This is a genomic window from Candidatus Pelagibacter sp. FZCC0015, from assembly GCF_007833635.1.
Lineage (GTDB): Bacteria > Pseudomonadota > Alphaproteobacteria > Pelagibacterales > Pelagibacteraceae > Pelagibacter.
The window spans coordinates 272,878-297,404 of sequence record NZ_CP031125.1; the positions used below are offsets into that span (position 1 = coordinate 272,878).

The window sequence follows — 24,527 nt, forward strand, 5'->3', positions numbered from 1 at the left end:
CTCTTAATTACTTAATAAAGATGACCATGATGGGTCAGAAGCATCTGTTGGTGTCTTTATTTGCCTCTCATTATAACCAGTTAAATCTATAGACCACAATTTTGCTGAAAAGCCTTCTCCTTTGGAGTTAGTTTTTGTCTCTCTATAAAATATTAATACCCTCCCATTCGGAGACCAAGATGGTGCTTCTTGATAATAATTTTCAGTTAACAGCCTTTCACCACTACCATCGGTTCTCATTACCCCTATATAAAATTTTCCTTTATGTAATTTTGTAAATGCAATTAAATCTCCTCTTGGAGACCATACAGGTGTTCCGTATAAACCGTTACCAAAAGAAATTCTTTTTACATCACTTCCATCATTCTTCATTACATAAATTTGCTGATAACCACTTCTATCAGAATTAAATGTAATATATTTTCCATCAGGAGAATAAGACGGAGAAGTATCAATTGATGGATGATTGGTAATTTTTTCTACAATTCTATTTTCTAAATCCATAGTGTAAATATCTGACTTTCCATCTTTAGCAAAACTCATAATTATTTTTTTACCATCAGGTGAAAAACGTGGTGCAAACGTCATTCCAGGAAAATCTCCAACTACCTCTTGTGTACCAGTTTCTATATCTAACAAATAAACCCTTGGCATATTTTTAAAGTAAGACAAATAGGTTACCATTTGACTTGCTGGATTAAATCGTGGTGTTAAAACTAACTCATTCCCTAAAGTCAAAAATTTATTGTTAGCTCCGTCTTGATCCATGATTGCTAATTTTTTTATTCTTTGTGTTTTTGGTCCTTCTTCTGAGACATAAATTATTCTTGTATCAAAATAACCTTTTTCTCCAGTCAGCCTTTCGTAAACCTTATCAGAAATAATATGCCCTACTCTTCTCCAATTGCTAGGAACTGTGGTAAAAGCTAAAGCCATCATTTCTTTAGCAGCCAAAACGTCCCATAATCGAAACTCAACTCTTAATTTATCGTCAACATAATTTACTTTGCCTGTAATAAGTGCTTGAGCTTTAATTAAATTCCAATCTTCAAATCTTGGTTTTAAATTTGCAATATCAGGAGCTTGTAAAAAAGCCTTTTTATCAAGAGGGTTGAATAATCCTGAAATCCTTAAATTGTTCTCAACAATATTTGATATTTCAGAACCAATATTTTCTTTTTTAAGTATTTTTTGAAAACCTTTTCTAGATTCTTCATCAATTGACAAGGGGGAGACTGCTAAAGGAAGTGGATTTAAATTTCCCCTAGTTATATCAACTTCTATTAAAGCATTTGCTTTGATAGGTATTAATATAAATAATAAAATTAAAATTTTTTTTATCATTTAAATATACTACCCTTCTAACATCTCTCTTGCATCAAAATTTAATTGTAATTCTTTCCATCTTTCATATCCAGTCGTTGGAACTCTTAATGGTTGGCATAACTTTACAGCTCTCAAAGCACTTTCTGCTAAAACCTTATAAAATCCTTGACCTGGTTTATTCATCCTTGCATGATCCAAAATTTCAGTTTTTGAAACTGTTCCATCAGGTTTTAATTTTAATTTTATTCTTACCAATAAATTTTCATTATATGGTAATCCTAAAGGTATACTCCAGCATCCAAATATTTGCGCCTTCAGAGCATCTTCCTCACTTAATGAAAGACCTACATTTTCTACATTTCTCACTTGATCTTGAGTGATGTCATCTTTAGTTTTTAAAACTTCCGCACTCTCTTCTTTTGATTTATCAATTAAAGCAGCAATATTATTTGGATCAAACAAATCTTTTTTTTCAAATTCTGATACTTGTTTAACTTCATTATCTACTTTTTCAGGATTTTGTTTTTTTTCCTCTTTTGTTTCAACCTTTTTTAAAGTTTTATCTGGAAGTGGAATTGCCTCGGGTGTTTCATTCTCTATTTTTTTATTATTTTGATCAGGAGCCAGAACAGTTTTTGTTTTCGTTTTTTCTACTTTTTTTGGTGGAGCTTGCTCTGAAACAAGTTTTTTTTCTTTCTCTTTTACTTTCTCAATTATTTTTTTAGCCTTAGGTGCAAATGGAATATTGGTTTTTTCTGCTATTTGAATTAACTCAACCGATACGATTGGTGGAATATCAAGTGGTTTCTTTGCCAAAAAAGGTAAGCTCATAGCTGTAATAAAAATTAACAAAGCATGCAAAACAGAAGAAATAATTAAACTTCTATTCACTTTAATTACCTTTGTTTATACGGTTCTGAAATCAATGCTACTTTAGTAAAACCAGATCCTGATAGTAATCCCATTATTTCTAAAACTCTCCCATAATTTATAGTTTTATCACCTCTAACATAAATTCTGGTATCAGTTCTATTTTTTGAAACTGCTAAAACTTTTGCAATAATATTATCGTATTCAACTTTTGCTTCTTGAATAAAAATTTCACCTTTTGCGTTAATTGACAACGTTAAAGGTTCTGTTTCTTCAGGTAAAGAGTCTGCCGAACTTTCTGGTAAATCAACTTGAACACCTACCGTTAATAATGGTGCTGTTACCATAAATATAATTAATAATACCAACATAACATCAACGAATGGAGTAACATTTATTTCACTCATAGGTTCTTTAGAAGAACGATTTAATTTAAAAGCCATTTTTTAGATTATAGTTAAAAATCTTTTAGAGAAGTTTTCTAATTTTTCAGAATATTTTTTAGAGTCATTATTAAATTTGTTGTAAGCAACTACTGCTGGTATTGCAGCCAACAAACCAAGAGCAGTTGCAAATAAAGCTTCAGCTATCCCCGGCGCAACTATCGCAAGACTTGTGTTTCTTGAAATAGCTATAGATTGAAAAGAATTCATAATTCCCCAAACAGTTCCAAACAAACCAATAAATGGTGCTGTTGAACCTACTGTTGCCAAAAAAGTAAAACCTTTTTCAATTTTTGTCATTTGTTTTTCAATTCCAGCTTCTAGAGAAGCGCTCATTCTTTCACTAATGTTAGTTCTTGTTTTTTTTTTAAGTAAACCTTCCATTGCATCTTGAAACACAAGTGACATTGGATCCTCAAGTTTACTAGGTAAACTATTGTAAAAAGTTTCGGCAGATTTAGAATTCCAAAATTTTTCTTCAAATTCTTCTGAAGATTTGGTTATTTTTTTAAATAAACGAAACTTTTCAATAATTACAGCCCAAGAATATATTGAGCACAATATTAATATAATCATTACAGACTTAACAATTATGTCTGCTCTAAAAAATAAACTGAATAATGAAAAATCAGTATTTGTTCCTAATTCAACTGCTTTTGCTGCTATATCTGCTTCCATACTTACTCATCACACGTAAATGTGTCATGATTTTGTCTTTTAATTTAAATTGATTATTCTTCTTTTTGATAAGTTTCGTAGAAAAAACTAGCTATTAGAATAGCATCTGCCTTGTTGTTATCTTTTTTTTTTGACAATTGTGATGAAAAATATGGAAAAATTTCAATAGCTCTTGTTCTGCTCGCATCTTTTTCTGAATTAATAAGGTTAAAATATTTTTTCCACTTTGCAGGCCTAACATAATAAACAGGTAAATGCATTGCGCTGCATATTCCTTTTAAAATACCAAAAGATTGACCAAAATTAAACATGCTAGTAACGCCTTGTCCAGGCATTGCAGAAACTTGTTCAATTACAACTTTTATGTTTTTTTTATCAAATTTGTTTATCCTTTCACTAATTTCATTAAATATTTGAGCACCATTTACTTGTCTTTTATTCTTCTTACCATCTGTCATGGTTGGCATTTCAATTACGTCTTTTATTATACCATCTTGAAAAAAACAGATTGAACCTGAGATGCCTGGATCAATTCCAATAATCATCATTAAATACCTCCTAAATTAACGTTTGAATAAACGTTCTGAACATCGTCATCTTCCTCAAGAGTTTCTAAAAAATCTACAACATTATCTTTATTTTCTTTATTTACCTCAACACTATTTAATGGGAACCATTCAATTTCTGTAGAAATAAAATTCGCAATAATTTTCTCAAGATTTTTTTTTACATTATATATTTCGCTCATTTGACACTGAACCTCATGATAATCCTCATAAGAAAAACATTCATCAGCTCCTGATTCAATCGCTAAATCTAAAATTTTTTCATCAGATATCTCTTTTTTATCAATTTTGATTATACCCAATTGTTGAAAATTGTGAGATGCTGAACCTTGAGTTCCTAAACTCCCACCACTTTTTTGAAAAATATTTCTAATATTTGATGCGGTCCTATTTTTGTTGTCTGTTAAAGTTTCAACTATAACAGCAATCTTTTCTGGTCCAAACCCCTCGTATCTTAAATTTTCAAAATTTGCTCCTGTAGCTGCAGACGATTTATCTATTGCTCTTTCAATATTATCTTTAGGCATATTTGCAGATCTAGCAGCCTGTACTGCAGATCTTAGTCTAGGGTTCATTGCTGGATCTTTGTCACCAAGTTTTGCTGCAACAGTAATCTCTTTAGATAATTTTGAAAATATCTTTGATCTTTGCTTATCAGCCTTACCTTTTTTATGTTTTATTCCTGCCCAATGTGAATGTCCTGCCATGATCTTTAAATATTTTTTAGTTGATCTCCGTATACATAGCTTTTGATGTCTATTGCTAAACCTGTTTTTATATCACAATCTACTATAACACCACACAAAGTAGCATCTCCAGTAGCGGGAAAGTGTTTCACTGAATTCTTTTTTAAAAATCTATTCAAGGAATTTTCTTTATTCATTCCAATCACTGAATCATAATCCCCACACATACCTGCATCGGTTTGATATCCAGTGCCATTATTAAGTATTCTGGCATCATTTGTTGGGATATGAGTATGGGTTCCAACCACGAGAGTTGCCTTTCCATCAAATAGATGTCCTATAGCATTTTTTTCGCTAGTAATTTCACCATGGAAATCAACTACAAGTAAATCAAAATCCTTTTTCATTTCATTTTCTTTTAAAAATTTTTGAGAAGCTTCAAAAACATCTTCACACTTTTTCATAAAAACGTTACCCATCAGATTAAGAACTCCAATTTTTATATCATTCTTTATTTTATAAATCTGAAAACCTTTTCCTGGTGCAGGTTCAAATAAATTCTTAGGTCTTAATAATCTTTCTTCTTTATCAATAAATTCCATAATTTCTTTTTGATCCCAAACATGATTGCCGGTTGTAATAACATCAACTCCACAATTAAAAAAATCCTTACATATTTCTTTAGTTAGCCCTACACCTTGAACTGCTGCATTTTCACCGTTTACTATTACAAAATCGATTTTATTTTTGTCAATTTCATTTAATAAATTACTTGTTAATTTTGAACATCCTGAAATTCCAACAACATCTCCTAAAAATAAAATTCTCATTGTATAATTTTTTTCTCGGTTATTATTAAATCAAGTTTTTTATCATACTTATTGATAGGTATTTTTTTTATCTCCTGGTATGAAAATCCTAATCCAATTTTAAATATTTTTTTAATTTTAGATACTTTTTCTAAATAACGATCATAAAATCCTCCACCATAGCCCAGTCTATTCAAATCATCATCATAAGCTACTAAAGGAACAAATATTATATCTGGGTAAATTTTCTTTCCTAAAGTTGGCTCAGCAATTCCATACTTATTAATTTTTAAAGGATCTTTATTTGTCCATTCAAAAAAATCCATTTGGTTATTTTCTCTAATTATTGGTAAGGAAATATTTGCCTTTTTGTTTCTTAAAAAATAAAGCGTATCCAAGTCATCCATTTCATAATTACAAGGGTAATACCCTCCTACATTTTTGAAATTAATTTTATTTTTTTTTAAAAATCGATAAATTCTGTCAGGATTGAGACTAAGCTTTTTATTCAAATTTTTTTTTCTAAGATTTAAAATTTTACTTCTTAGCTTAGATTTATTCACAGACCTACTTTGAAATGTTTTCTAATTTTGCTTTTTTTACAAAATTTGATATTTGATCAGCAGCTTCATCAATTAAATTTTCGTATTTTTTTTGATTATCGTCAATTTCTTGTTTTAAATTTTCATGATCAAGATTTAGTTTTTCAATTTCAGATTCTTTTGTGTCCCTATAATCGTAAATTAGAGATTTTAATTCTTTAAATTTTTTTGATAGATCGTTTAATTCTTCTTTTTTTTGATCTACTTTTTTCTTAGTTTCATAATATTCATCCATTATTTTTACAGCTGTAATTAATAATAATTTATTTTCACCTAGATTTCCCAAATCATTTTTTAAATTATTAAACTTTTTGTTAATCTGAATTAACAATTCTTCTAGGTGCTCCTCTTGTCCATCTTCACAGGCAAGCAAAAACTCTTTGTTGTTAAATTTTATACTTACATTTGCCATTTATCTATTTCATCCAATAGTGTGTCAGTTTCTTGATTAAGTTCATCAATTTTTTCAGAAAATTCAATTTGTTTTCTTTCTTCCAACTTTTCTTTGTTTTTTAAATCCTCAAGTTTTTTTGATAGATTTTCATGTTCCTCGAGTAACGTTTTATATTTTTCCTCAATCTGTGTTTTTTCAATTTCTAATTGATTTTGTTTTGTGCTTAAATTTTCGATATTTTTTTGTAATTCAGGATTTGTTAGATCTAAATTTTTTAATTCCTCTAATGCAATATTTAATTTTTTTTCTTTTTCGTTTATAGAATTCATATATATATGTTTATATTATTAAATAGATTCTTCTTAGTCTAGTCAGGATAATTTTGAGCAAACTACACAATGATTTAGCTAATTGCATCAGATTTTTATCAATTGATGCTGTTCAAAAAGCAAATTCAGGTCACCCGGGAATGCCAATGGGGATGGCAGATGTTGCAACAGTGTTATTCAAAAATTTTTTAAGATTTAATCCAAAGAATCCAGATTGGTTGAATAGAGATAGATTTGTTTTGTCTGCTGGTCATGGCTCTATGCTTTTATATTCTTTGCTTTACCTAACTGGATATAAAAGCATATCAATTAATAATATTAAAAAATTTAGGCAGCTTAATTCTATTTGTGCTGGACATCCTGAATATCATCCGAAAACAGGTATTGAAACTACAACAGGTCCTCTTGGGCAAGGTATATCTAATGCAGTTGGTTTTGCAATAGCTGAAGAAATTTTAAAAAATAAATTAGGTAAAGATTTAATTAATCACAAAACTTATGTTTTAGCTGGAGATGGATGCTTAATGGAAGGAATAAGTCATGAAGCGATGAGTTTAGCGGGACATTTAAAACTTAAAAATTTAGTTATGCTATTTGATAACAACTCAATTTCAATCGATGGTCCAACAAATCTTGCAGTTTCAGATAATTTTAAAAAAAGATTTGAAGGATATGGTTGGGATTATATTTCTATCAACGGTCATAATGAAAAAGAAATTTTTAAAGCACTAAAAAAAGTTCAAAAAACTAAAAAACCTACTGTGATTTCTTGTAAAACAAAGATTGGATATGGTTCACCGAATAAATCAGGAAAAGCATCGTCCCATGGAAGTCCATTGGGAGCAGATGAAATCAAGCTTGTGAGAAAAGCCTTAAATTGGAAAACCAAACCCTTTGATATCCCAAATAAAATTTTAAATGAATGGAGAAAAATTGGCAAAAGAGGTGAAATTTTAGAAAAAAAATGGAACAAAGTATTAAAAAGAAAAAAAATAAAATTTAATCAAACTTTAAAAAATAACTTTACTGCGGTGCTTAAGAAAGAAAAAGAGAATGCAATAAAGGAACCAAAAAGTTTAGCTACTAGAAAATGTTCAGAAATGACATTGAATGCATTAACAAAACAAAAAAATAATTTAATTGGTGGCTCTGCTGATTTAGCTGGATCAAATAATACAAAAACTAAAAACCATAAAATAATTAAACCTGGAGATTTTACTGGTGACTACATTCACTACGGAGTAAGAGAACACGCAATGAGTGGAATTATGAATGGTATCGCACTTCACAGTCATCTAATTCCTTATGGAGGTACTTTTTTAATATTTTCTGATTATTGCAAACCTTCGATCAGATTATCTGCCTTAATGAAAAAAAGAGTCATTTATGTAATGACACATGACTCTATTGGGCTCGGAGAAGATGGCCCTACCCATCAACCTATAGAACAGCTTTCGGGCTTACGTGCTATACCTAACCTAAATGTATTCAGACCTGCAGATAGAATTGAAACTATCGAGTGTTGGGAACATGCATTAAAAAGCTCAAAAACACCTAGCGTGCTATCTTTAACAAGGCAAAATTTAAATCCAGTAAGAAAAACATACCCAAATAAAAACTTATGCTCATTAGGTGCTTATGAGGTTTTAAGAACAAATAAAAAAATTAATCTAACAATATTAGCGAGTGGATCTGAAGTTAATCTAGCGTTAGAGGTTAGCCATAAATTAGCCAAAGATAAAATATATTCCAAAGTGATATCAATGCCTTGTATGGAACTTTTTGAATTACAATCAAAATCTTATAAAAATAAAATTTTAGAAGAAACAAAATTTAAAATATCCATTGAAGCTGGATCAAGCGATTGTTGGAAAAAATATGTAGGGGATAACGGTATTGCTTTTGGAATTGATGAATTCGGAAAAAGTGCACCCTATAAAGATATTTATAAATATTTTGGACTAGAGAGTACAAACATTAAAAATGTCACTAAAAAATTATTAAATAAATAAAATGACAATTAAAATAGGAATTAATGGAATGGGACGGATTGGTCGTATGGTTGTTAGATCAATTGTCGAAAGTAAAAATAAAAATTTAAAAATTAATCATATAAACAACAGGTCAAATTCAGAAACTACATCTAAATTAATCAAATATGATTCTATACATGGAAAATTAAATGCTGATTTAGATTATGATCCAAATCATTTGATAATTAATAAAAATAAAATTACATTTTCTCAAGAAACAAAAATTGAAGACATAAATTGGAAAAAACATGATGTTGATTATGTTTTCGAATGTACTGGAAAATTTAATTCAAAAGAAAAACTTCTTGCTCATATAGAAAATGGTGCAAAAAAAGTGATCGTTTCTGCTCCATGTAAAAATGCTGATAAAACAATAGTATTTGGTGTTAATGAAAATATAATTACAAAAGAGGATAAAATAATATCTGCAGCGTCGTGTACCACCAATTGTCTAGCACCAGTAACCAGCATTCTTGATGAAAAATTTGAAATTGAAAAAGGTTTTATGACTACAATTCATGCGTTTACTAGCGATCAGAGAATTTTAGATAATTCACACAAAGATCCAAGAAGAGCAAGATCAGCGAGTCAATCAATAGTTCCTACCTCAACAGGAGCTTCGAAAGCAATAGGAGAAATAATACCAAACCTAAAAGGGAAACTAGAAGGTGTTGCGATGAGGGTGCCCACTCCTAATGTTTCTCTTGTTGAATTAGTTTTTTGTACAAAAAAAGATATCAATATAAAAAAAATTAATGATGCCTTTGAACAAGCATCAAAAAATAGATTAAAAAACATCTTAGAAGTTACTCATGAAAAATTAGTATCTATAGATTTTAATCATAATCCTGCTTCCGCAATAGTAGATGCTTCTTTAACAAATGTAGTTGGAAGTAATATGGGTAAAATATCAGCCTGGTATGATAATGAGTGGGGCTTTTCTAATAGAATGTGTGATATCGCAGAAACTTTGCATAAAATCTCTTAATGAGAAGCATTATAAACGAAAAAAATCTAAACAATAAAAAAATATTATTAAGACTAGATTTGAATGTCCCTTTGGAAAGAGACAAGATAACAGACACAACAAGGATTGATAAAATTCTTCCTACATTAAATTTTTTGATTAAACAAAAAGCTAAAATTATAATTTTATCTCATGTTGGAAGACCAAAAGGTAAAATTGTTAAAGAGCTCTCCCTAAAACCAATTTGTGAAGAATTGCAAAATAAATTAAAAAAAAAAGTAAAACTTATTAAAGAAAATATTAAAGAAATAAAAAGTAAAAATTTCTTCAGTGACTATAATGAAGATGTTTTTGTTTTAGAAAATATTAGATTTTATTCAGAAGAAGAGCAAAATGACAATAAGTTTGCTGAACTGATATCAAATTTTGGAGATATATATGTCAATGATGCTTTCTCTTGTTCGCATAGAGCTCATGCCTCAATTTATGAAATTCCAAAATTCTTACCCTCGTTTTCTGGGTTGCAATTAGACTTGGAAGTAAATGCGCTTAATAAAATAACTTCTGAAATAACTAGACCAATTACTTGTATTATTGGAGGATCAAAAATTTCAACTAAGATTAATGTTATTAAAAATTTAATTCCTAAATTTGACAATATTATAATTGTTGGGGGTATGGCTAATAATTTTATAGAATATTTTGGAAATAATGTTGGAAAATCTATTAAAGAAAAAAATTGTGATAAAATACTTGAAGAAATCATCTCTATTTCAAAAAAAGAAAAATGTAAAATAATCTATCCAGAAGATGTGATTGTATCTAGAGACTTAAATGGATCTCCTCAAAATAAAGAGTTGAACGAAGTATTATCTGATGAAATGATATTAGATATTGGTCCAAAAACTATAAAAAAAATAACAAAAATTATTGATAACAGTAAAACTATACTTTGGAATGGACCCGCTGGATATTTTGAAAATCCAAATTTTGCTTATGGAAGTATTCAAATAGCAAAAAAAATAATTGAAAATAACAAAGCAAAGAAAATTTTTTCAGTTGCTGGAGGTGGAGACACAGTTTCTTTATTAAATAATTTAAAAGCTGTTAATGAGTTTAATTTTGTTTCAACTGCAGGTGGAGCTTTTTTAGAATATCTTGAAGGTAAAAACCTTCCTGGTATAACTGCATTAAATTAAAATGTCTGAATTAAATAAAATTGCACTTAAAATAATTTCTAACGGTAAAGGTATACTTGCGGCTGATGAAAGCAATGGAACTATGACAAAAAGACTTGAAGCAGTAAATGTCAAATCAACACCAGAAAATAGGCTTTCCTTCAGAGAAATTCTTTTTTCATCTGATGGAATGAAGGATTGCATAGGTGGAGTTATTCTTTACGATGAAACAATCAATCAAATTTCAAGCTCAGGAGAATCAATAACAAATTTAATATCTAGTTCAGGTGCAGTTCCTGGAATTAAAGTTGATACTGGTGCAAAAGATTTAGCAAATTCTACTAAAGAAAAAGTTACAGAAGGATTAGATGGCCTTAGAGATAGATTAAAAAAATATTATGATCTTGGAGCAAGATTTACAAAATGGAGAGGCGTCTATTCTATTGGTGAAAATTATCCAAGTAAACTGGCAATAAGTAGTAATGCTCATGCACTTGCTAGATACTCTGCACTAGTTCAAGAAAATGGAATGGTTCCAATAGTAGAACCCGAGGTATTAATGAATGGAAACCATTCTGCAGAAGTTTGTTTTAATAAAACATCAGAAGTAATTAAAAAATGTTTTGAGGAACTTATTTTACACAAAGTTGATTTATCTGGAATTATTTTAAAACCGAATATGATTTTGTCTGGCAACCTTTCAGAAAATAAAATTTCTAGTGAAGAAGTTTCTATCAAAACGTTGGAATGCCTTAAAAATTGTGTACCTAATGAAGTTCCTGGAATAGCTTTTTTATCTGGAGGGCAATCTGAAATTGAAGCTACAGAAAATTTAAATTTAATAAATAAAAACAACAATACTAATTTTATAATGACCTATTCATATGGAAGAGCTCTTCAGCAAAGTGCTTTAAAAGTTTGGTCTAATGATATTAAAAATGTAGAAGCAACTCAAACTACTTTTAATCATAGAGCTAAAATGTGCACCTTAGCTGCTCAAGGAAAATGGTCTAGTGAGCTTGAAAATAAGTAAAAAAAAATTTATTTATCTTATTTCTCCTAACAAAATTCCTAATTCTTTCTATAAAAATCTAAAATTAGTTCTTAAAACAAAAAAAGTAAGTTTTTTTCAACTTAGACTTAAAAATTACTCACTTAAAAAGAAAATTATAATTGGGAAAAAAATTAAAAATATTTGTAAAAAAAATAAAGTAAAATTTATAATTAACGATGATCCTTTACTTGCTTTAAAACTAAATGCAGATGGTTGCCATCTAGGTCAAAAAGATATGAATATTTATATAGCAAAAAAAATACTTGGTAAAAAAATTATAGGGATTACTTGTCATAATTCTGTGAATTTAGCAAAAAAAGCAATTAAAGCTAAAGCTGATTACATTGCCTTTGGTGCTTTTAATCAATCTAAAACTAAAAAAACTAGGCATGTAGCCTCAGTAAAGATATTGAATAAAGTTAAAAAATTTTCAAAAACTCCATTAGTAGCTATTGGTGGAATTAATGCTGTTAATTATAAAAATCTATTATTGAATAATGCGAATTTTTTAGCTATCTCAGGCTACATTTGGAAAAATAAAAAATATAAACCGTTACAAGCTATAGAAAGATTAAAATGAAAATTAATGCTGGAGAAATAAGAGTTGGAATGCTCTTAGAATATAAAAATGATTTATGGCAAGTTTTGAAAACCCAACATGTAAAACCAGGAAAAGGTGGCGCATTTGCACAAGTTGAAATGAAAAGCTTAAACAAAAATACAAAGTTAAATGAAAGATTTAGATCAAGTGAAACAGTAGAAAAAGCATCATTGGAGGAAACTACTTTCAGTTATCTTTATAGTGATGAAGCTAATTATTTTTTTATGGATCCAAAAACATTTGAACAAATAGAAATAAAAAAAGAAACTGTAGGTGATAAGGGAAAACTTTTAACTGAAAACTTACAAGTTTCTGTAAGTTTTTATAATGAAAACCCATTATCAATTGAATTACCTAACCAAGTACAGTGTAAAATTGAAACTACTGATGCAGCTCTTAAAGGACAAACTGTATCATCATCTTATAAACCAGCAACTCTTGATAATGGTTTAAACATTCAAGTTCCTCCGTTCATTGAAGCAGGTGATGAAATCGTAGTTGATACTAGAAATTTAGAATACATTAAAAAAATCTAAAATGATCTCTATATCTTCAAATTTAAATATTATGATTAAAGCGGCTGAAAAAGCCTCGAAGTCTGTGATAAGAGATTTTGGAGAAGTAGAAAAACTACAAGTATCTAAAAAAGGACCTCGAGATTTTGTTACAAAAACTGACAAACATGTAGAAAAAATTCTAATTGAAGAACTTTCTAAAACCAAAAAAAATTATTCTTTTTTATCAGAAGAAGTTGGTTCAATTAAAAACAAAGATAAAGATAATATTTGGATTATTGACCCAATAGATGGTACAACAAATTTTTTACATGGCATTCCTCATTTTGCAATTTGTTTAGCTCTTGAATCTAAAAAAGAGATAATTTGTGGTTTAATTTATGATCCTATTAAAGATGAAATGTTTTATGCAGAAAAAAATAAAGGAGCTTATCTAAATAATCAAAGATTACGAGTATCAAATAAAAACTTAATAGATGAATGTTTGTTTTCTAGTAATCATGAAGGAGTCAAATTCAGCAATTTGAATATGAGATGTAGCGGATGTGCAGCTTTAGACTTGGCTTATGTAGCTTCAGGTAGATTAGATGGTTTTTTTCATAATAAAATTAATATCTGGGATGTAGCAGCAGGAGCCTTGTTAGTAGAGGAGGCAGGTGGAATAGTTAATGATTTAGATAAATTCGATCATAATAATATAGATATTCGAGCATCAAGTGGTGCAATTAATGATAAAATGCTCGAAAATTTAAAGAACTTTTAATTGTGTTCTAAGTTTCTTTTGCTATAAGTCTCGATATGAAAAAAGACATACACCCAAACTACCACACTATTAAGGTTGAAATGACTGATGGCACTCAATTTGAAACTAAATCAACTTGGGGTGCTGAGGGGGATATATTAAAATTAGAAATAGACCCTAAATCTCATGCAGCCTGGACTGGTGGAAAACAAAAACTAATGGATAAAGGTAGAATAAGTAAATTCAATAAAAAATTCCAAAACTTTAAATCAGAAAAAAATAGCTAAATGTCAAACGCACCCTTAATGCCAATGGCAACTGCCGTATGGTTAGTAGAAAATACCACATTAACTTTCAAGCAAATAGCAGATTTTTGTAAATTACATGAAGTTGAAATACAAGGTATTGCAGACGGTGAAGTGGCAAAGGGTATTAAAGCATATAATCCCATTATATCTGGTCAACTTTCAAGAGAGGAAATTGAACTATCTTCAAAAGACGAAAATAGAGCATTAAATATTAAAAGCAGTGATATTGAAATTTCAAATAACGAAAAAAAAATAAAGAAATATATTCCTTTATCAAAAAGGCAAGATAAACCCGACTCTGCTTTATGGTTAATTAAACAACACAATATATTAAAAGATTCTCAAATAGCCAAGTTGGTAGGCATTACTAAAAATTCTGTAACATCAATTAGAAATAAAAGTTATTGGAATTATAATAATTTAAACCCAAAAGATCCTGTTGCTTTAAATTTGTTCACTCAAAAAGATTTGGTTGAGGCTATTCAAAAAGCTGAAAGAAGAATAAAAAGAGAAAAAAAAGAAAAAGAAAAACAAAATAAATCAACCCAAGCATCTGTATAATGAATAAAATTAATAGACATAAATTTATAAAAGTGTTATCTAAGCGCTTTTTTGGAGGTAGTTATTAAAATAGAAGTTAAAGATAATAATGTTGAACAAGCTTTGAGAGTTTTAAAAAGAAAGCTTCAAAGAGATGGATTCTTTAAAGTTATTAAATTAAAGAATACTTATGAAAAACCATCAGAAAAGAAAAAGAGAATTCTTCAAGAAAATATAAAAAGAGTTAAGAAATTAAATAAACTCAAAAATAGAATTTAAAAATACCGCGGGGTGGAGCAGTCTGGTAGCTCGTCAGGCTCATAACCTGAAGGTCGGCGGTTCAAATCCGTCCCCCGCAACCAACTTAGTTATATTTTAAAATTAGATTTTCTGCTATCAACAAGGAAAGCCTTAACTGTTTCTATAGTTAACTGATTGAATGATTTTCCAAATTTTTCTATTTTCTCAATTACAGCTGGAGGAATAGTTATTATATGGCAGCCCAATTGTTTAGCTTGCAAATAGTTATACGGTTCTCTCACACTAGCCCATAAGATTTCTACATTTTTATAATTTTTTGCTAATTTTATACTTTTGACAAATTCAGGGATTGGATCTTTTCCAGTATCTCCTGCTCTTCCAGCAAAAATTGATATTATCACTTTTGTTTTTTTATTAATTAACTTAAGTATTTTTTCAGTTTGCTTTGCTGTATATACTGCTGTGATATTCAATTTAATATTATTACTATTTAGCTCTTTTATTACATTTCCTGAAAATTTATTTTTTGAATTAACCACTGGAACTTTTACATACACATTTTTACCCCAACTATTTATTTTTCTTCCTTGCTCAATCATAGAATCTTGATCATCAGCAAATACTTCAAAAGAAATAGGCTTGTTTTTACAAACTTTAAGTATTTGTTTAGAATAAGATTTATAATCTTTTGCACCAGCTTTTCTCATCAAACTTGGGTTGGTGGTAAACCCCTTTACAATTGATTTATTATTAAATTTTTTTATTGAGGATATGTCTGCAATGTCGCAAAAAATCTTTGTACTCATATGATTTACAAATTCTTAGTAATATCTTCAGTCATTTTTTTTGCATCTGCAAACAACATCAGGGTATTTTCTTTATAGAATAAATCATTGTCTATTCCTGCATATCCAGGTGATAAGCTTCTTTTTACAAACAGTACTGACTTACATTTTTCTACATCTAAAACCGGCATTCCATAAATTGGACTTTGTGGATCTGTTTTTGCAACTGGGTTGGTAACATCATTAGCACCTATAACAAAAGCAACATCTGCATTAGCAAAATCATTGTTTATCTCTTCTAATTCAAAAACTTCATCATAAGGCACATTTGCTTCTGCTAATAAAACATTCATATGTCCTGGCATCCTTCCGGCAACTGGATGTATAGCATAAGACACTTTAATGTCATTTTTCTTAAGTGTATCTACCATTTCTCTTAAAGCATGTTGTGCTTGTGCAACCGCCATTCCATATCCTGGAACAATTATAACTGAGGATGCATTTTTCATTAAAAAAGCTGCATCATCAGCATTACCACTTTTTACTGGTCTTTGTTCTTTACTTTGACCTCCAGTAGTTTGATCTGTAGCCCCAAAACCACCTAATATTACACTAAAGAATGATCTGTTCATTCCCTTACACATAATATATGAAAGGATAGCTCCAGATGATCCAACTAATGCACCTGTTATTATAAGAGCTGTGTTTTCTAAAGTAAATCCAATTCCAGCCGCAGCCCAACCTGAATAAGAATTCAACATTGATATTACAACGGGCATATCAGCACCACCAATAGGAATGATAATTAAAAATCCTATTAAAAAAGAAACTGCAATTAATATCCAAAATAAATTAGATGATTGAGTTGAACAAAGATAAAATGTTAATATTACAATCAATATTAATAATAGTGCATTTAATAAATGCTGACCTTTAAAAGTGATAGGTGCACCAGACATTATTCCTTGTAATTTTAAAAATGCAATAACAGAACCAGAAAAGGTAATTGCACCAACTGCTGCTCCTATGGCCATTTCTATTAAACTTGCAAGTTTAATATTTCCTGGTGTCCCTAAATTAAAGGCTGCAGGATTTATAAATGCTGAGATTGCAACAAATACTGCAGCAAGACCAACTAAACTATGAAAGCCAGCCACTAATTCTGGCATTGCTGTCATTGGAATACGATATGCAATAAATGCTCCTATGCTACCACCGATAGCCAAAAATATTAGAACATAAATAAATCCTGATGAAAAATTTCCAACTGAAAGAAATGTAACAGTCACGGCTATTAGCATTCCAATAATTCCGAATAAATTTCCTTGTCTTGAAGTTTCAGGAGATGATAAACCTCTTAAAGCCAAGATAAATAATACGCCTGAAATTAAATATAAAATTGCAGAAAAATTTGCAGACATAAATTATTTATCCTTTTTTTTTTTCTTATACATAGCAAGCATTCTTTGAGTAACTAAAAATCCACCAAAAATATTAACTGCCGCCAATACAATTGCTAAAAAACCATAAATGCTAGAAGATGTGAAAACTTTTCCATCCCCACTTGATAGTGCTGCAATAATTGCACCCACAATGATTACTGATGAAATTGCATTTGTTACAGACATTAAAGGTGTATGTAAGGAAGGTGTAACACTCCATACAACATAATAACCAACAAATATTGATAAAATAAATATACTTAATCTAAATATAAAAGGATCTATTTCCATAATTCTATTTTATTAAAGTTTTTTCAATAATTTCATCTTCTAAATTAATATTTAATTTATTGTTTTCTTTATCATATAAATTAGAGACAAAATTAAATACATTTTTTGCATATAAATTAGAAGCCGATACTGGTAATTTATTAAGTATATTTGCCTCACCTAGAATTTTTACCCCATCTTTATCGACAATTTTATCAACTTCAGTAAAAATAGTATTACCTCCTTGAACTGCTGCTAAATCATAAATTACTGAACCTTTTTGTAAATTTTTAAACATTTCCTCTGTAATTATTTTAGGAGCTTGTCTACCAGGAATTAATGCGGTGCAAATTACTATATCAATTTTTTTCAAAGTCTCTGCTAATAACTCCTCCTGCTTCTTTTTAAATTCATCAGATGCTTCTTTCGCATAGCCACCCTCAGTTTCTAAATTCTCAGATCCTTCAACAGTTAAGAATTTACCACCTAAACTTTCCACTTGTTCTTTGGAAGCCATTCTTACATCTGTAGCAAATACTATAGCTCCCATTCTTTTTGCTGTTGCAATTGCTTGTAATCCTGCAACTCCCGCTCCAACTACCAACACTTTTGCTGCTGGTATTGTTCCTGCTGCAGTCATCATCATTGGAATTGCTCTTTCATAAACTTGGAAAGCCTCTATCACTGCTTTGTAACCAGCAAGATTGGCTTGTGAGGATAAAATATCCATTGATTGTGCTCTCGTAATTCTTGGTAGCAATTCTAATGAAAAACAATTTATTTTTTTTGATTTTAAATGTTCTAATTTCCCTTTATTAGAAAAAGCATTTAGAGAACCTATCAATATTTGATTCTCCTGAAGTAATGATAATTTTTCTTCTTCTAGTAATCCTAATTGAATAATAATTTCAGAGTTCTTAATTATTTCTTCCTCATTATCTATTAAACTTACACCAAGATTTTTATAATCTTGATCGCTAAACCCTAAATGAGCTCCATAATTTTTTGGTAATGATAAAGTAAATCCCAAGCTTATATATTTTTTTGCTATCTCAGGAGTAATTGCTACCCTTTTTTCGATATTAAGATTTTCAGAAATTGATGCTAATTTCATTTAAATATAAGTTGTAATGTTATAATAGAAAAATTGCCATTAAAACTAGAACAGATATTACTGCAACAGTTCCCCATAAAACAAATTTAGTAAAATTATTCCAGGTATTTTTATGGTTTTCATTGTCCATAAAACTATTTCTGTCTTGCTTTAAATTTTGGGTTTGTTTTATTAATAATATAAACTCTACCTCTTCTTCTAACTAACTTAGAGTTTAGATCTCGTTTTTTAATTGATTTTAATGAGCTTTTTATTTTCATGATTTATGGGACTTAATAAAGGAACTTATGTAATCTTTCAATTGTAATTTTCCAAATTTTTGAATTATTTTGTTGTTTTTAGATATTTTTGTTAGTGCTGAGGCATATCGTTCACCTAATCTTGGTTTTAACATTACAATTTCACTATTGAACATCTTTGCAACCTCTAATATTGAATATGGTTTTTTATTACTAATACTATAATATTTACACTTATTTGCTTTAAAAGCTTTATAACAAACTTCAACTGTATCACTTATGTGAGTAAACCTTCTAGTTTGTGTCCCAGGTTTAACAACAGTTAAAGGTTTTTTATTTAAGTATTGATTTTCGAAAATGCCAATTACCGTTGCCATTTCGCCAACATTAATTTGCTTTGAACCATAAACATTATAAAAAAATATAACTTCAAACTTAAAATTAAACCATTTTTTTAAATTTTCTAATAATTCTATATTTTTTGATTTTGTGAAAGCATAAGGTGAAAGGTTTTTATCCTCTCCATAGTTTCCTAAACTTGCTGAAGTTGCAGAATATATAAGTTTAATTTTATTATCTAAACAAAATTTGAATACAGCTTTCGAACCGATTGAGTTTGATCTGTAACATTCATCAAATTTCTTAAAACTTTGGAATATTCTTGCAAATTCTCCAAAATGAAAAATTGTTTTAATATATTTTTTTTTTCTGTTAAATATTTTGCTAATATTTAATGTACTGCCATAAATGTATTTTACTCTTTTATTTTTGATATGATTTTCTTTTTTTCCAGAGGAATAGTTGTCTAAACTAATTATTTTATAATTTGTTTTTTTTAATAAATAGTCAATTAAGTTTGACCCAACAAAACCAGCACCACCTGTTACAATTATGAGATTTTTCATGTTTTAAGCCTGGCAATGTCCTACTCTTCCATGTCTTAAGACAAAGTACCATTGGCGCTGAAAGGCTTGACTTCCGAGTTCGGAATGGGATCGGGTATTACACTTTCGCAATAATTACCAGGCAAAGTTTGTTACTTTATAAAAACAACAATGTAAAGATGAATTTGTAATAAAAATTTATTTATTAAAAAAAAGTACTTAAAAACTGACAAACTTAACTAAATTGATTTATTATTTTTTCGAAAATAATGAGAAATAATTACAAAAACTGATCCAAAAGTTAAACCAAACATAATTGCAACCATAATATATAATCTAGTATTATTTAAGGATTTAGTACTTCCAAGTGAAAAATCATATTTTATCCAATTTTTTACATTATCATTTTCAATTATACTTATACTCTGCCTAAGTAATTCAGGTGATAAATCGCTTTCTACCTCAATTAATTTTGCCATTACTTTAATATACTCAGTTGTATTTAAAATTCTTTGTCTATCAGTTCGATTAAGAATTAACTCAATTTCTTTATCAATTGCCCTATAACCAAGCAAGAAATATGGCACTTCTAAAAAAGGTACTTCTATAAGATCTATCAGAGATTTATTTTTAGTAGAGTTCGACCCTTGAGTGGGTTCTAGAAATAGACTTTGTTTAGATTGACCTAACGACAAACCTTCCATATTTTGTTCTAAGTTAATTTCTTTTGCTATAGTTGATTGTTCTTTTAAATATTCAATACGTGCCATATCTTTTTCTTTCTGTGCTTTTTCTAAAAGTTCAAATTTAAGATTTAACGAATCTATCTTTCGTTGATTATTTTTTTCAATTATATTTGCTAAATTAGAAATATCTTTAATTACTGATTTTTTTACATTTTCCATAACTTTAGCCATTGCTTTGTCAAAAATTTTTTTTCCTTCTTCAATATTTTCCCAAGTAAATGACACGCTATACTTTTCACCTTGTTTGGTAGGAGTTAAAAAATTAAAAGATCTTGCTAATTTAATTAATAAATCTTGCTTTTGTTCATCAGTTCCATCAAAAGATTTCATAATTGAAATTTCATTCTCTAAAACTGAAGTTACTGCTTGGTAATTATTAAACTCAACACGGGCTTTATGAAAAATTCTTGAAGGGTTTAAAACATATTTATTAGGAATATCACGACCTTCTGTAGCAGTAAGGTCATTAAGTTTTAAGATATCATTGATAACACTATACTTTATAAATGAAGATCTATCACCATGATAAGCAACAGTTGTTAATTTATATTTTTTTGGAATAGAATTTGAATATACAAGTACTACCAAAACTGAAATTGCTGTTATTATTATAATTTTCCATTTTCCTAACCATAAAGCTTTAAGTAAATCAACTAAATCTACTTCGTAATGTGTTTTGGTTTGATTTATTTCTGACATAAAAATTAATTAATTTATTATATAACAAATTACAATACAGTAAATTCAGAATTTATCTATTTCAAAATCAGTAATTAAAAAAAAAGCAAATTAAATTCGATTTTTGATATTTAGATAGTTTAATTTATTCAATTATCTTTAGAATATATTGATTGAAGATAAAAACCTACAGGCAATGAATAAATTATAGCTAACCAATTATTAAAAAAATTACCATTTGGTGAAATAGGCCACAATGTAATTAACAAACCTGCTAACAAGCATACCTGATAGTCAGTCAAATATCGTTTTTTTTCAAAAAATATTGATTTTATTTGCTTAAAAGAAGAAAATAAAACATAACAAAGTGCAAGAAATAAAAAACTAAATCCAATAATTCCAGTCTCTGCTAACAACTGTATATAAAAATTATGGGGATGGGTATTACATGGAGATTTTCCAACAGCATATTTTGGATCCTGACATTTTATTCTAAACATTTTAGGTCCATGACCTAAAAAAGGTTTGTCTTTAAACATTTCAAATGCTGTTCTTATAAGACTATCATGAACTGGAGAAAAAATTACTGATTTCTTTTGAATTTCTAGTTCAGTGTTTTTTATAATACCCATGTCTTGAGCAGGTGATAAAATCATTCTGTTGGTTAAGCTTGCTGAATTTAAAGTTATAATTATTATACAAACAAAAGCTGTTAAAAAAGTAATTAATCTAAATATTTGATACTTTTTAATTAATATAATTATAAATATAGTAGATAAATTTAAAAAAAAGAAAGCAGCTCTTTCACCAGATAAAAAAATCAGTAGGTCAACTAAAATAAATAAAATTCCTATAAAATAAACTTCATAAGGTTTTTTTTGTTTGATTAAAAATAAGGCAAAAAATAACGGGAAAAGTCTTGATAAATAAGATCCCATTATTAACTCATCGCCAAAAAAAGATGATGGACGATTACTCATCCTCTCTAAACCAAATAAATTTTTAACATTTATATATTGATAAAATCCATCAATTACTAATGCCAAAAAACATATCAACAAAGCATAGTAAAAATAATTTAAAAATGATTTATCTTTGTCAATTAAATACCAAATAAAACAACTGAAAACTCCAATTCTTAGATAAAAAATAGAACTTTTTAAGCTAAAAAACATAAAAAAAGTTTCTTTATCAATCAAACTAGAAATAATTATAAAAATACAGAATATAAAAAATATTTTAAAAGGAGCATGATTAAAATAATAATAATTTTTATTTTTAAATGTATAAAATAGAAAAATTAAAACTGAGATACTTACAATTAAATCAGGGAAAAAAGGACCCCAAATTAAAAATGGAATTATTGAGGAAATTATTAAACTAATAATAGTTGTATTTGAAAATTTTAAATATTTCATAATAATTTTTTAACAGATATTTATTAATTTTACTTAGTATTAATCTTTATAATCTTATTTCCCTCGCGCTCGAGTATTTTAGGACTTTTATTTTCCTTTTTAAATGGTAACTGCTCTAAATAGAGATGATCAACAATCTTAGTTTCAGATTTATATGTATAAACTAATTTTTTTAACATATTTTTAATTTCAATAGCTTTATTAGATTGTAACAAATCTCTTAGTATATCTAAATCAAGTTTTAAGTCATTAAACGGAATAAAATTATCTTGGGCTTTTTTAATTTTTTCATGGTTTGTTTTTTGAGGGTTGTCTCCAATTAAAAGTTCCTCATATAATTTTTCTCCAGGTCTAAGTCCTATTACTTTGATTTCAATATCTCCTTCTGAATTATCAACATCTTTTACTGTTAAACCAGAATTTATAATCATTTGATAAATTAAATCTTTAATTTTGACGCTTTTTCCCATATCCAGGACAAAAACTTCACAATTTTGGCTCATTGCTCCCGCTTGAATCACTAATTGAGCTGCCTCTTTAGTGGTCATAAAATAACGTGTTACCTCTGGGTGAGTTAACGTAACCGGTCCACCTTCTTCTATTTGTTTTTTAAACTTTGGTATAACTGAACCAGATGACTGCAATACATTACCAAATCTTACAATAGAAAATTTAGAAAATTTATTTTTTTCATTTTCGTAAAGCGCTTGAACACATAATTCAGCAAGTCTTTTAGTTGCACCCATAATATTAGTAGGTCTTACTGCTTTGTCGCTTGAAATAAGCACAAAATTTGACACTCTTTGTTCTATCGCAGCCTGTGCAACTACAAAAGTTCCAAAAACATTATTTTGTACTCCTTCAGAAATGTTCTCTTCTACCAACGGAACATGTTTATAAGCTGCTGCATGATATACTGTTTCAACATTAAAAGTTTTAAAAATTTGATTTATTTTAGACTTATCTTGAATATTACAAATTAGAGGTATAATTTCTATTCTATTACTCAAATTTTTTAGTTCTTCAAAAATTTTATAAAGACCAAATTCATTTAATTCTAAAAGTAATAATTTTTTTGGACTATGTTTTACAATTTGGTGGCATAACTCTGAACCAATAGATCCACCCGCTCCTGTCACAAGAACCACCCTTGAGTTAATATTTTTATTTAACAAGTTATAATTTGGTGCAACTTCATCTCGACTTAATAAATCTGCAATATCTAAATCTCTTATATCAGATACTGATACTTTACCGTCTACAACATCTTGAACTCTGGGAAGTGTCTTTACAATTAATTTATGATTATTAAGCTTTTCAATAATTTTTTTCCTTGAATTTCTACTAATTGACGGAAGGGCAAGAAGGACTATGTTTACGTTTTTTAAATTTATTAAATTATCTAGTCTGGTTGGTGAAAAAACAGTCTGTCCTAACATAACTTGATTATGCAATCTAACATCATCATCTAAAAAACCAACAACTTCTAATTCGGTATTACTCTCTAAACTAGTTAATAATTGTCTGCCTGCATTCCCTGCACCATAAATCAATATCTTTTTTTTATTTTTAGAATTATTCGTTGAATTAAAAGTACTAACAATAAAATATTTTACTAGTAATCTAGATCCTGTGACAGAAAAAAATAATAATAGTGGTTGAATAATACCAATTGATCTTGGAATACCCTGAATTGCATAGATACCTACTGCTGAAAAATATATTAACGCGTAAATTAATATAGCTATTGAAATTGAGAAAAAAATAGATAAACCAGTGTATCGAAATATAGCCCTATATAATCCCAACAACCAAAAAATAGGTATAGCTAAAAACACAGAAAGTAAAGCTGCTATTAGCGTTATATCGTTAATCGTTATAAATTTTTCTAGGCGTAAATAAAATGCAAGCCATGTACATAAAATACATAAACCTATATCAAAAATTATTACAGTAATCTGTTTTGCATAACGTGGAAGTAATAATATATTTTTAATAGTTTCGTTTATTGTAAATAACATTCAGTTTTAATTATGTATTAATATTTTA

Annotated in this window: 30 protein-coding genes, 1 tRNA gene and 1 rRNA gene; 11 read left to right on the plus strand and 21 right to left on the minus strand. The window is 28.4% G+C overall.

Translation table 11 applies throughout. The features are described from left to right. Positions 1-3: 3 nt before the first annotated feature. Genes tolB through DT059_RS01470 form a run of 10 tightly spaced genes read right to left on the minus strand, consistent with a single transcriptional unit; the run spans position 4 to position 6,703 of the window. Entirely contained in the window at positions 4-1,344 is a 1,341-nt protein-coding gene (gene tolB, locus DT059_RS01425) for a Tol-Pal system beta propeller repeat protein TolB (protein WP_145596132.1), read from the minus strand. A 9-nt stretch (positions 1,345-1,353) separates the two neighbouring features. Continuing rightward, the gene (locus tag DT059_RS01430) at positions 1,354-2,217 is read right to left on the minus strand and encodes a DUF1002 domain-containing protein (protein WP_145596134.1); all 864 of its coding nucleotides are present in this window, start codon (positions 2,215-2,217) and stop codon (positions 1,354-1,356) included. Between the two features lie 5 nt (positions 2,218-2,222). Beyond that, a complete protein-coding gene (tolR, locus tag DT059_RS01435; protein ID WP_075484955.1) occupies positions 2,223-2,639 on the minus strand; it encodes a protein TolR in 417 nt (138 codons plus the stop codon). 3 nt (positions 2,640-2,642) lie between these two features. Beyond that, on the minus strand, positions 2,643-3,317 hold the full coding sequence (gene tolQ / locus DT059_RS01440; RefSeq protein WP_072090921.1) for a protein TolQ: 675 nt from the start codon (positions 3,315-3,317) through the stop codon (positions 2,643-2,645). Between the two features lie 53 nt (positions 3,318-3,370). Further along, entirely contained in the window at positions 3,371-3,865 is a 495-nt protein-coding gene (locus DT059_RS01445; protein WP_145596142.1) for a crossover junction endodeoxyribonuclease RuvC, read from the minus strand. After that, complete coding sequence (locus DT059_RS01450) at positions 3,865-4,590, minus strand: YebC/PmpR family DNA-binding transcriptional regulator (RefSeq protein WP_145596144.1); 726 nt, start codon at positions 4,588-4,590, stop codon at positions 3,865-3,867. The genes DT059_RS01445 and DT059_RS01450 overlap by 1 nt, the downstream gene beginning before the upstream one ends. A 5-nt stretch (positions 4,591-4,595) precedes the next feature. Then, entirely contained in the window at positions 4,596-5,399 is an 804-nt protein-coding gene (locus tag DT059_RS01455) for a TIGR00282 family metallophosphoesterase (protein WP_072090918.1), read from the minus strand. Beyond that, the gene (locus tag DT059_RS01460) at positions 5,396-5,941 is read right to left on the minus strand and encodes a 5-formyltetrahydrofolate cyclo-ligase (protein WP_145596146.1); all 546 of its coding nucleotides are present in this window, start codon (positions 5,939-5,941) and stop codon (positions 5,396-5,398) included. Before DT059_RS01460 ends, DT059_RS01455 begins: the two co-directional genes overlap by 4 nt. A 4-nt stretch (positions 5,942-5,945) precedes the next feature. Next, positions 5,946-6,392, minus strand: a complete 447-nt coding sequence (gene zapA, locus DT059_RS01465; RefSeq protein ID WP_023854316.1) for a cell division protein ZapA — start codon at positions 6,390-6,392, stop codon at positions 5,946-5,948. Beyond that, entirely contained in the window at positions 6,380-6,703 is a 324-nt protein-coding gene (locus DT059_RS01470; RefSeq protein WP_145596148.1) for a 5-formyltetrahydrofolate cyclo-ligase, read from the minus strand. Before DT059_RS01470 ends, zapA begins: the two co-directional genes overlap by 13 nt. A 53-nt stretch (positions 6,704-6,756) precedes the next feature. On the opposite strand from DT059_RS01470, the gene tkt reads away from it, so the two are divergent. The 11 genes from tkt (at position 6,757) to DT059_RS01525 (ending at position 15,003) form a co-directional block, all read left to right on the plus strand. Next, positions 6,757-8,715 (plus strand): transketolase, encoded by a 1,959-nt coding sequence (gene tkt / locus DT059_RS01475; RefSeq protein WP_145596150.1) that lies wholly within the window; start codon positions 6,757-6,759, stop codon positions 8,713-8,715. A 1-nt stretch (position 8,716) separates the two neighbouring features. Continuing rightward, positions 8,717-9,724: a type I glyceraldehyde-3-phosphate dehydrogenase gene (gene gap, locus DT059_RS01480; RefSeq protein WP_145596152.1), complete on the plus strand. Its 1,008-nt coding sequence runs from the start codon at positions 8,717-8,719 to the stop codon at positions 9,722-9,724. Further along, positions 9,724-10,902 (plus strand): phosphoglycerate kinase, encoded by a 1,179-nt coding sequence (locus DT059_RS01485; RefSeq protein WP_145596154.1) that lies wholly within the window; start codon positions 9,724-9,726, stop codon positions 10,900-10,902. The genes gap and DT059_RS01485 overlap by 1 nt, the downstream gene beginning before the upstream one ends. Before the next feature lies 1 nt (position 10,903). Then, positions 10,904-11,914, plus strand: coding sequence for a class I fructose-bisphosphate aldolase (locus DT059_RS01490; protein WP_145596155.1), 1,011 nt, complete (start codon positions 10,904-10,906; stop codon positions 11,912-11,914). After that, positions 11,901-12,515, plus strand: a complete 615-nt coding sequence (gene thiE / locus DT059_RS01495; protein WP_145598028.1) for a thiamine phosphate synthase — start codon at positions 11,901-11,903, stop codon at positions 12,513-12,515. The genes DT059_RS01490 and thiE overlap by 14 nt, the downstream gene beginning before the upstream one ends. Beyond that, positions 12,512-13,072 carry an elongation factor P gene (gene efp, locus DT059_RS01500; protein WP_145596157.1) on the plus strand — a complete coding sequence of 187 codons (561 nt, stop codon included), beginning with the start codon at positions 12,512-12,514 and terminating at the stop codon, positions 13,070-13,072. The genes thiE and efp overlap by 4 nt, the downstream gene beginning before the upstream one ends. A gap of 1 nt (position 13,073) precedes the next feature. Further along, complete coding sequence (locus DT059_RS01505) at positions 13,074-13,814, plus strand: inositol monophosphatase family protein (protein WP_145596158.1); 741 nt, start codon at positions 13,074-13,076, stop codon at positions 13,812-13,814. Positions 13,815-13,849: 35 nt separating this feature from the next. Then, complete coding sequence (gene rpmE, locus DT059_RS01510; RefSeq protein WP_145596160.1) at positions 13,850-14,080, plus strand: 50S ribosomal protein L31; 231 nt, start codon at positions 13,850-13,852, stop codon at positions 14,078-14,080. After that, on the plus strand, positions 14,081-14,662 hold the full coding sequence (locus DT059_RS01515) for a cell cycle transcriptional regulator TrcR (protein ID WP_145596162.1): 582 nt from the start codon (positions 14,081-14,083) through the stop codon (positions 14,660-14,662). It begins immediately after the preceding gene. 63 nt (positions 14,663-14,725) lie between these two features. Continuing rightward, positions 14,726-14,920, plus strand: a complete 195-nt coding sequence (gene rpsU / locus DT059_RS01520) for a 30S ribosomal protein S21 (RefSeq protein ID WP_075484443.1) — start codon at positions 14,726-14,728, stop codon at positions 14,918-14,920. Positions 14,921-14,926: 6 nt separating this feature from the next. Then, positions 14,927-15,003, plus strand: a tRNA-Met gene (locus tag DT059_RS01525). 6 nt (positions 15,004-15,009) lie between these two features. Here the strand turns inward: DT059_RS01525 and DT059_RS01530 are convergent. The 11 genes from DT059_RS01530 to DT059_RS01580 form a co-directional block, all read right to left on the minus strand. Then, positions 15,010-15,708, minus strand: a complete 699-nt coding sequence (locus DT059_RS01530) for a transaldolase family protein (RefSeq protein WP_145596164.1) — start codon at positions 15,706-15,708, stop codon at positions 15,010-15,012. A 5-nt stretch (positions 15,709-15,713) separates the two neighbouring features. Further along, positions 15,714-17,108 carry an NAD(P)(+) transhydrogenase (Re/Si-specific) subunit beta gene (locus tag DT059_RS01535; RefSeq protein ID WP_145596166.1) on the minus strand — a complete coding sequence of 465 codons (1,395 nt, stop codon included), beginning with the start codon at positions 17,106-17,108 and terminating at the stop codon, positions 15,714-15,716. Between the two features lie 3 nt (positions 17,109-17,111). Next, positions 17,112-17,420 (minus strand): proton-translocating transhydrogenase family protein, encoded by a 309-nt coding sequence (locus DT059_RS01540; RefSeq protein WP_145596168.1) that lies wholly within the window; start codon positions 17,418-17,420, stop codon positions 17,112-17,114. Positions 17,421-17,424: 4 nt separating this feature from the next. Continuing rightward, the gene (locus tag DT059_RS01545) at positions 17,425-18,513 is read right to left on the minus strand and encodes an NAD(P) transhydrogenase subunit alpha (RefSeq protein WP_145596170.1); all 1,089 of its coding nucleotides are present in this window, start codon (positions 18,511-18,513) and stop codon (positions 17,425-17,427) included. A gap of 19 nt (positions 18,514-18,532) precedes the next feature. Next, positions 18,533-18,643 carry an aa3-type cytochrome c oxidase subunit IV gene (locus DT059_RS01550; protein WP_075484395.1) on the minus strand — a complete coding sequence of 37 codons (111 nt, stop codon included), beginning with the start codon at positions 18,641-18,643 and terminating at the stop codon, positions 18,533-18,535. A 4-nt stretch (positions 18,644-18,647) separates the two neighbouring features. Continuing rightward, positions 18,648-18,773 (minus strand): type B 50S ribosomal protein L36, encoded by a 126-nt coding sequence (ykgO, locus tag DT059_RS01555; protein WP_075501769.1) that lies wholly within the window; start codon positions 18,771-18,773, stop codon positions 18,648-18,650. Further along, positions 18,770-19,657 (minus strand): NAD-dependent epimerase/dehydratase family protein, encoded by an 888-nt coding sequence (locus DT059_RS01560; protein WP_145596171.1) that lies wholly within the window; start codon positions 19,655-19,657, stop codon positions 18,770-18,772. Before DT059_RS01560 ends, ykgO begins: the two co-directional genes overlap by 4 nt. 7 nt (positions 19,658-19,664) lie before the next feature. Beyond that, positions 19,665-19,779: ribosomal RNA gene (rrf, locus tag DT059_RS01565) — 5S ribosomal RNA — on the minus strand. A gap of 96 nt (positions 19,780-19,875) precedes the next feature. Next, positions 19,876-21,081: a Wzz/FepE/Etk N-terminal domain-containing protein gene (locus DT059_RS01570; RefSeq protein WP_145596173.1), complete on the minus strand. Its 1,206-nt coding sequence runs from the start codon at positions 21,079-21,081 to the stop codon at positions 19,876-19,878. A gap of 128 nt (positions 21,082-21,209) precedes the next feature. Further along, positions 21,210-22,478 carry an O-antigen ligase family protein gene (locus DT059_RS01575; protein ID WP_145596175.1) on the minus strand — a complete coding sequence of 423 codons (1,269 nt, stop codon included), beginning with the start codon at positions 22,476-22,478 and terminating at the stop codon, positions 21,210-21,212. A gap of 29 nt (positions 22,479-22,507) precedes the next feature. After that, the gene (locus tag DT059_RS01580; RefSeq protein WP_145596176.1) at positions 22,508-24,499 is read right to left on the minus strand and encodes a nucleoside-diphosphate sugar epimerase/dehydratase; all 1,992 of its coding nucleotides are present in this window, start codon (positions 24,497-24,499) and stop codon (positions 22,508-22,510) included. Between the last annotated feature and the right edge of the window lie 28 nt (positions 24,500-24,527).